Consider the following 8274-nt stretch of genomic DNA (forward strand, 5'->3'; position numbering starts at 1 on the left):
TCTAATATGCATATCTGATAATATTTTTTTGAACATATTTTAAGGTGATATTGTAGAAGACAAAATTCTCCCACTTGAAGCATTCTAGGCCATGGCCTTGAAATTTCAGCACATGGTTTCCGCGACGGCAGGCAAGAAACCTGGAGAAGGGGCGGCGCACGAATGTCGCACCAAGCCATCATAGCCGCGGCGGGAAGGTCTGATGCACCAGAAGCGGCTTGTCGCACTTGCCGGATACGCGGTTCTGTATCTCGGTTGCGCGACTGCGGCACATGGACAAACGGCCGATAGTCTTTATGCGCAAGGCGTCAAGGCCCGGCAGGAACAGTATTTCGAAGAAGCCGCCGGGTTGCTGAAGCGTGTCCTTGCTCTTCAGCCCGCAAATACCGACGCGCTGGTTCAGCTGGGTTTCACCGAACTGGGTCTCAATGACCGCCGGCCGCGCGGAGCGCCTTTTCGCAAGCGCTGTCCATAGCGCCTGCTTACACCGACGCAACGTTTGGACAGGCCCAGGTCGAGTTCAGAGCTGGCAATCTGTCCAAACCCGCCTATCTGCACGCCTTTGTACGCCAAGGCTCTACACAGATCAGAGGACGCTTTGCATCCGCGCACAGCCACATTTCAGTGCCGTCAGACTGTTTTGGAAAGGCGACGCTACGTGCCGAACCTATGCTATTGCCGTCTACCCCTCACGCCCACTCGATTGTTTCTAACCCAGCTAGGCCGTTGATCCAGCTGGGTTTTTCTTATTTGTGACGCACAACACCGATCAACGGGCCGTCAAAAAGCTAGGTTTCTGATTTTAAAGAGAAAATCGATTAGAAAATATTTTTGAGATTTCGCCAACTATCGGATCAATCGGACGATTTTCAACCTCTTGGCACCCAGCGGCATGCGCGCTCCAATCTTGAAAAGTACCGTCATCGATGCACTTTGAGGTCGACAGTTTGTGCCGCTATTACTCCTCGGCAAGGTGGAGAGCCTCTTCTTCTCGGCGAAATAGATGTCCAACAAAGTGTCGACGACGAGGTTCGTTCAGGCCTTTGGTAGAGGCCTTTTTTTGCTGATACCTGGTTGTCTTCCCTTTTTTCAGTGCCTCACAAGCCTGGCGGACAAGAAACCAGGTCGCAGCAATGCTGTCTCATTGAGATTGGACCAGCATGCCAATGAGCTTGTTGCGCAGATGCGAAATCGCTTCGTCGAATCCCGACAGCGAAGCTTGGGCAGATCGAGGTCGCCAGCGATGTCCAGAGCACCATGCACAATGTCCATATCTCCGGCACCAAGCCGGCTAGCGAACGTCTATCAAGGACCGCTCCTTCGCCCGCTTTGAGGTCTCGTTGCCCGCGAGGTAGACTGCTCGCATGACCTTCAAGCTTATCTTCCTCGGGACCTCGGCCAGCGTGCCCTCGGCCGAGCGCAATCACCCGGCGCTGCTCGTTGAAGCCGGCAGTCAACGGGTGCTGGTCGATTGCGGGGAAGGCACCCAGCGTCAGCTTCTGCGCAGCGGCGCCGGATTCAGGCGACTTGATCGCCTGCTCCTCACGCACGCGCATTTCGACCACGTGCTCGGGATTCCAGGCTTGTTCTCGACGCTTCGGCTCCGGCAGAGCAAGAACCATGTGACCATTTATGGCAGCGCAGACACTCTTGACGTCGTCGCCCGCATGCTCGCTGGCCTTTGGGGTGAGGGACGCGCGCCGATCCCGCTGCAACTCGTGCCGCTTGCCCCCGGACGCGTGTTCGAGGTGGATGAGTTCACCGTCGATTGCTTTCAAGTTCGCCATCGCGACACCGACAGCTATGGCTTCGTCTTCGAGACGCCGGCGCGTCGTCACCTCCGTTCGGACCGCTTGGCAGCTCTCGGTGTGCCAGACGGTCCGATCCGGAAGGATTTGGCCGAAGGCCGCTCAATTTCTCTCCCCGACGGCCGAACGATTGCTCCCGAAGCAGTCCTCGGACCACCCGAGGCTGGCAAGAAGCTGGTCATTGTAGGCGACACCGAAACCACTGATGGATTGGTCGACAAGGTGAGCGGCGCCGACCTGCTTGTCATCGAAGCCACATTCCTGCAACGAGATGCAGCGATGGCGCGCGACTACGGACATCTGACAGCCGCGGAGGCAGCGTCGCTGGCAGCGACCAGCGATGTAAAGCAGCTCGTTCTTACGCACATCTCCGGCCGGTACTCCGACGAAGAAATTCTCGCGGAAGCCGTTCAGGCGTTTGCGAACAGCCTTATCGCAACGGATTTCACCACCCTCACCGTCTAGTGGCAGAGCCATGGCATTCAGAATTGGCGTCATCTCGGACACGCACGGCTTGCTGAGGCCGGAGGCGGCGCGTTGCCTGGCCGGGGTCGACCACATCATTCATGGAGGGGACATCGGTCGCCCTGAGATCATCACGGCGCTTCGCTGTATCGCGCCGGTTACCGCGATCAGAGGAAACGTAGACACCGGTGGCTGGGCGCTGCCTTACGCGGAAACCGAGCTCGTACGTCTTGCCGGGCGAGCAATCTACGTGCTTCATGATCTCAAGACGCTGCAGATCGACCCGATTGCCCAGGGCATCGATTTGATCGTGTCCGGTCACTCGCATGTGCCGAGGATGGAGACAGTGGATGGCGTGCTTTATTTGAATCCGGGCAGCGCTGGCCCACGACGGTTTAAGCTGCCTGTCACCCTTGCGACGGTCGACATCACTCGAGACAGCATAGAGCTTTCGATATTGAGCTTGGTAAGCGGCTGAACCAATTCAGCGCGCACATCACGCCCGCACCTATATCCGCGTGTCTCCTCGATTTTTCACAAGATGGCAGGCGCGCCGCAACGCGGAGACACGCATTCTTCGCGAGTTGTTAACGGGAGTTCTCGCCGCGTGCGGTGATGGACTGATCCGTCATTTCTGGCGAAACGCTGAGTGGAACGACACAACCAGCGGGCCTAGAATGTAGTCGAGCGCCGTGCGTTGCTCGGTAACGATCATGACTGACGCCGGCATGCCCGGATAAAGCGCAATCTGTGGGGCTGCGGCCAATTCCACGGGATCGACCGCTACGTCCGCGAGGTAATAGGGAAAGCCGGTCTTGGTGTCGGTAATGCGATCCGCCGAAATGCGGGCGACGCGTCCATGAATTATGGGTATCGAACGCTGCTTGTATGATGTGAAACGAACTTCGGCGGCCATGTCGGGACGCAGGTTCGATATATCCTCGACGCGAACCTGTGCCTGGACGATCAGTGAATTCTCGGTCGGCACGATGTCAAGGATGGTCTGGCCCGGCGCCACGATCGCACCGATCGAGAAAACGCTGAGATCCATCACTTGGCCATCATAGGGCGCACGCACTTCGGCCCGATCCATGGCGGCCTGGGCGGCGAACATCTTGGGTATTAGATCGGACAGGTTCGATTGCGTATCGATCAGCATGGCCGACAACTTGGTCCGGCGCTCATTCGTCAATTGTGCGATCTGGCTCTCGAGTTCGGCTTTGCTCTGTAGGGTGCCGCCGATGGCGCCGAGATTATCGTCGATCAAGCCCTGCAAATCCGAGGCCGACCTTTCCAGTTCCAAGATGCGTGGGCGGGTCGTCAAACCGGCCTTGAGCAGCTTCGACAGGCTGGCCTTCTCGCCGATCGTCGATTTGAGCTGGGCCCGGTAGGATTCGACCCGAGACTGCTTGCCCCGTATCTGCTCCTCGAGCTCGGCAATGCGCCGCTCGAGGATCTGCCTTGCGCCGGCCATCGAGGCGCGTTGGCTTTCCAGGTCGGCGATCTGGTTTGCCATTGCGTCCTTGAGGTAGTCCTGGTGCTCCTTGAGGATGTCCTTGGGAAAGGCAACCGCCTGGCTGCCGTCCAATTCGGCACGGATCCTGGCATCGGTTGCGCGCAACAGTGCATATTGCTGGGCATAGAGATTGAACTCGGACCGAATCCTGGTGTCGTCCAGCTTCAGCATTATGTCGCCCTTCCTGACGACGTCGCCATCCTTAACGCGGATCTCCTTCACCGTACCGCCGTCGAAGTGCTGGACGCTCTTGCGATTGCCTTCCACCTTGACGATGGCATCGGCGAGCACGGCACCGTTCAGAGGGGCAAAGGCCGCCCAGCCGCCGAAAATGCCGAAAAAGGCCATTATGATCAGCAGGCCAATATAGGCCGGCACCCGGATGGAATCCGGAGCCAGGATGCCCGACTCGCCAGGCAGGCTATGGTAAGTGAGGGCACTGTCGCTCATCGATCTCTCCGACCACAGCTCATTGGGTCGCCACCGCCATTGGAGCCGCGCGCTGGTTGAGCAGCGCCACGATCTCGTTTCTCATGCCGAACGCCTCGACGGCGCCATCGCGCAACAGCAGGATCTTGTCGACATTCGCCAAGGTCGAGGGCCGGTGCGAGACGATGATAACAGTGCTGCCGCGGCGCTTGAGCTCGATCGCGCAGTCGCTCAGCGCGCGATCGCCATCGGCGTCGAGATTGGAACTCGGCTCGTCGAGAATGATCAGTTTCGGCGTTCCAAACACCGCCCGGGCAAGAGCAATCCGTTGCCGATATCCTCCCGACAGCACGGCGCCGCCCTCCCCGATCTGCGTCTCATAGCCCTGCGGCAGGCGGATAATCATCTCGTGTACGCCGGCGAGCCGCGCGGCCTCGATCACCTCCTGGTCGACATTGGTCTTGAAGCGCCCAATGTTGGCGGCGACGGTATCGGAGAAGAGTTCGATATCTTGCGGCAGGTAGCCGATGTGATCACCTAATGCGTCGTGCCCCCATTGCGACAGGTCGGCGCCGTCCAGCCTGACTGTGCCGCGACTGGGTTGCATGACGCCGGCAAGGTGGCGCGCCAGGGTCGACTTGCCGGCACCGGAGGGGCCAACGATTCCGAGCGCCTCGCCTGCTTCCAACCGAAACGACACGTCGCGCAGAAGCACTTTCTGCTGGCTTTGAATTGCAAAGCTTACCTGCTCGACGGAAATCATGCCGCTGGGCTTCGGCAGGTTGAACGCTCTTTCGTTGCGCGCGCCCCCGTCGACCAGCCTCTCGACCCTTGCCAACGCTGCCCGCGCCAGGATCAGGCTGCGCCAGAGGCCGACGATCTGCTCGACAGGCTGCAACCCCCTGCCCAGCAGGAGGCTCGCCGCGAACATGGTGCCGCCGGTAATCTGCCGTTCGATGACCAGATAGGCGCCGAGGCCGAGGATCAGCGATTGCATGGTGAGCCGCAGGAACCGGATGAGGCCCGACATCAAGGCGGCACGGTCGCTTGCCTCCGCCTGGCGCCGCAGCGCGAGGTTGCGGTCGCGCCCCCAGCGGCGGATGAGACCGTCGATCATCCCCATGGCGCGAACGACTTCGGAGTTCCTGAGGCTCATCTCGGTGAAGTTATAGTTGTTCGTCGCCAGCTCGTTGGCCTGCTTCAGCGGCGAGCGCACGAGATACTCGTTGAGCACGGCCATGCCGATCAGGAGCAGCGAGCAGCCCAGTGCGAAGAAGCCGAGCCACGGATGCAGCAGGAAGATGATGCCGATGTAGATGGGCGACCATGGCAGATCGAACAAAGCGTGGATGCCGCTGCCGGTGATGACCTGCCTGAACGTATCGAAGTCGCGGATCGGCTGGCTCGGCGAGGAACCGGGCGATGGGGCCTCGACGGACGCGGCGAGGATCTTTGCCGAAAGCAGACGGTCGAGCCGGGCGCTGGCACGCGTCAGGATCCAGGCGCGGACCAGGTCGAGACCCGCCAGCGAAAGGAAGGCTGCCAGCAACACCAGGGTCAGCATCACCAGCGTGGTTTCGCTGCCGCTGGTGACAACCCGGTCGTAGATCTGCAGCATGTAGAGGGGGGAAGCGAGGTAGAGCAGGTTGATCGCCAGGCTGAACGCCGCCGCAAGCAGGAAATAGCGGCGGCATGCCCGAAGCGCATCCTTCACAATTCGAGACTTGCTATCCACTTCCAGAACCCCACTCGATACTCGTCAGGTCAGGGAGCCGCCGTAGCCGGCGGCCCTTTTCGCTCACACCACGAAGTCGCTTGAAATCGCTCCATTGCCGATGCCGGTCAGCGTGAATTCCGCCGGATTGTACGAAACGACGGTATGACCCTGGCCGTCATCGGCAAGCTTGAAGGCGTTCGCATCATAATTGCCGACCAGATGCAGCGCGGCGCCGTGGGTGCCGTCCGAAACGGTCAGCGTTCCGCCGCTGCCATCCTGGTTTGCCTGATAGACGGCCGTCGTTCCCGCACCGAACAGGATATCGCCGAGGTCCAGCCTGTCATCATTGGTGATGCCCCCGATCCGTCCGCTGTAGTCGAAGGAATCGTCGAGTTGCAGCGTGCCGGCAGCGTCGTGTCCGAAGGTGACGTCCGTCGACGAGGCGCCGCCGAATTCCAGCTTCGACAAATTGCCGATGGTGGCATCGCCGTCGCCGGTAACCTGGCCGTGGATCACGATGTCGCCGCCATTGGCCCAGAGCATGCCTGAATTCGCCAGGCCGCCGGCGACCGTCAAGCCGCCCGAACCCGTTGCCTCGAGCGTTCCGGAGTTGGTGACGACGCTGCCACCGGTATCGATGACCAGCGCGTGCGAGCCGGTGGCGATAATGGTGCCCTGGTTGTCGAGGCTGAGCATGCCGCCGCCCAGCTGGCCGGCGCCCGAGATCGTGTTGTCGACGTTGACCAGAGTGACGTCCGGCCCTGTGCCGGAAATCATGTTGGCGGCGCTGTCGGACAGCAGGATCTGCCCGCCCCCCTGCAAGGTCACGCCGTGCTGGATGACCTGCAGCAGCGTATCGCCGCCGGTCGAGTCGAGCGAGATGAGGCCGCTGTTGTTGATAATGCCGCTGAGCGGCAGCAACGCACCGTCGCCGATCGTCATGGTGCCTGAATTGTTGACCACCGGCGTCTGGTCGAACACGAAATTGCTGGCTGTGAGTGCGCCCGAATGCACGCCGTCCAGCGTGATCGACTGTCCGTCGCCGAGTGCGATCACCGCATTGCCGTTGGCATCGTCGGCGATATGCGTCTGGAGGTCGGCGAAGTCCGCCAATCCGTTATAGCCGATGAGATCGATCTGGTCGGCGGCCGCATCGAAATTGTGCACCGTGTCGGCGCCAATCGGTTGCGAGAAGACGAAGAGATCGTTGCCGTGCGAGCCGGTCAGCACGTCGTCGCCGGACCAGGCGAAGATCGGCGACCCCGGTGCATAGGCCTCGACATTGTCGGCGATCGACGCTGTGCCCAAGGTGCCGTCGGCATTGATCCAGGTCATCTGGACATCGAGAACGGCGGCGCCGGTAAAGTTAACCGGCGTGGTGACGGTCAGCCCGTGCAGGTCGTTGGTCTGTGTCGTCCAGCTTCCGTCGGCATTATGGGTCGCACCATTGATGGTCCAGCCCGAAGGCACGTCCTTCACCGTGACGGTGATGAGCGCGCCCTCATGCGATGGGTCGGTGAGAGCAAGGTTGATAGGCTCGCCGGAGGTGCCGGCGGGCTTGAGACTTGTGGCTGTTGCGATCGAGTTCGTGTTTCCGCTAGCGTCTTGGAACGCTCCTGCGCTGATCGAAACGTCGAAGCTGCTACCGTTGTTGCCCCCGACTTTATTGACTTGAAAACTATACGTATCATGTGCCGCGTCAAATGAACCCGAATTCGCGACCAGCGATAGCGTCCCCTTAGATGGATTGCTCAGAGTTACGATACTTGAAGGATCAAGCACATTGGCGAACGTCTGCGTAACGCCAGTCGTGCTAAAATGTATAGTTACCGTGGTTGGGGTATTTGCATCACCCTGCTTTGAACTTACAACAGAACTTATTAGCTGAGCGTCACTAGCTCCTTGTACAGTAATGTTTACAGCTTGTTGAGTTCCGTCCACCGTCATTACCGTGAATGTATCCGGCAATGTCTGGCCTGTATTGAGGGAATTTACCGTCGGATCCGCATTGTTAAGTGTATATGTCCACAGGCCGCCCGCTGTCATCGTATAGCTGCCATGACCTGTTGTCCCTGAGGACGCTATGAAAGTATTGGGCGTGTTGTCGACATCCGTATCAGTTAGCGTGCCAGTGGCGGTCGGCGTGCCCGACCCATTGCTTGCACCGGCCTCGACGACTGTGCCGGTCGAGGTGCCGGAGATCACAGCTGCGTCATTGGCGCCGTTGATGGTGACGGTAAGCACGGCGGTGTCGGTCAGGCTGCCGTCGCTGACGGTGTAGTTGAAGGTGTCAGTGGTCGTGCCGCCCGTATTGAGCGCCTGCACCGTCGCGTCGTTCT

General features: G+C 59.9%; 6 protein-coding genes. 3 read left to right on the forward strand and 3 right to left on the reverse strand.

Annotated features, from left to right (window positions below; translation table 11 throughout):
• Positions 1 to 202: 202 nt before the first annotated feature.
• The 3 genes from FJ950_RS16765 to FJ950_RS16775 all read left to right on the forward strand — a co-directional run bounded on the left by FJ950_RS16765 (position 203) and on the right by FJ950_RS16775 (position 2751).
• Positions 203 to 475, forward strand: coding sequence for a hypothetical protein (locus FJ950_RS16765; RefSeq protein ID WP_140617587.1), 273 nt, complete (start codon positions 203 to 205; stop codon positions 473 to 475).
• A gap of 889 nt (positions 476 to 1364) precedes the next feature.
• A complete protein-coding gene (gene rnz, locus FJ950_RS16770) occupies positions 1365 to 2273 on the forward strand; it encodes a ribonuclease Z (protein WP_140617588.1) in 909 nt (302 codons plus the stop codon).
• A 10-nt stretch (positions 2274 to 2283) separates the two neighbouring features.
• Positions 2284 to 2751 carry a metallophosphoesterase family protein gene (locus FJ950_RS16775; RefSeq protein WP_140617589.1) on the forward strand — a complete coding sequence of 156 codons (468 nt, stop codon included), beginning with the start codon at positions 2284 to 2286 and terminating at the stop codon, positions 2749 to 2751.
• A gap of 150 nt (positions 2752 to 2901) precedes the next feature.
• Here FJ950_RS16775 and FJ950_RS16780 read toward each other — a convergent pair whose 3' ends face one another.
• From FJ950_RS16780 to FJ950_RS16790, 3 genes are all read right to left on the reverse strand, one after another.
• Positions 2902 to 4239, reverse strand: coding sequence for an HlyD family type I secretion periplasmic adaptor subunit (locus tag FJ950_RS16780; RefSeq protein ID WP_140617590.1), 1338 nt, complete (start codon positions 4237 to 4239; stop codon positions 2902 to 2904).
• 19 nt (positions 4240 to 4258) lie between these two features.
• The gene (locus FJ950_RS16785) at positions 4259 to 5953 is read right to left on the reverse strand and encodes a type I secretion system permease/ATPase (RefSeq protein ID WP_140617591.1); all 1695 of its coding nucleotides are present in this window, start codon (positions 5951 to 5953) and stop codon (positions 4259 to 4261) included.
• Positions 5954 to 6016: 63 nt separating this feature from the next.
• The coding region (locus FJ950_RS16790) for a VCBS domain-containing protein (RefSeq protein ID WP_210242359.1) at positions 6017 to 8274 on the reverse strand (2258 nt) is incomplete at its 5' end.

Source organism: Mesorhizobium sp. B2-3-14 (assembly GCF_006442175.1).
GTDB classification, from domain to species: domain Bacteria; phylum Pseudomonadota; class Alphaproteobacteria; order Rhizobiales; family Rhizobiaceae; genus Mesorhizobium; species Mesorhizobium australicum.

What these genes read in the sequence shown, in the direction of transcription:
- FJ950_RS16780 (WP_140617590.1), bottom strand. Translation starts at nt 4,239, where the DNA reads ATGAGCGACAGTGCCCTCACTTACCATAGCCTGCCTGGCGAGTCGGGC.
- FJ950_RS16765 (WP_140617587.1), top strand. Translation starts at nt 203, where the DNA reads ATGCACCAGAAGCGGCTTGTCGCACTTGCCGGATACGCGGTTCTGTAT.
- FJ950_RS16775 (WP_140617589.1), top strand. Translation starts at nt 2,284, where the DNA reads ATGGCATTCAGAATTGGCGTCATCTCGGACACGCACGGCTTGCTGAGG.
- rnz (WP_140617588.1), top strand. Translation starts at nt 1,365, where the DNA reads ATGACCTTCAAGCTTATCTTCCTCGGGACCTCGGCCAGCGTGCCCTCG.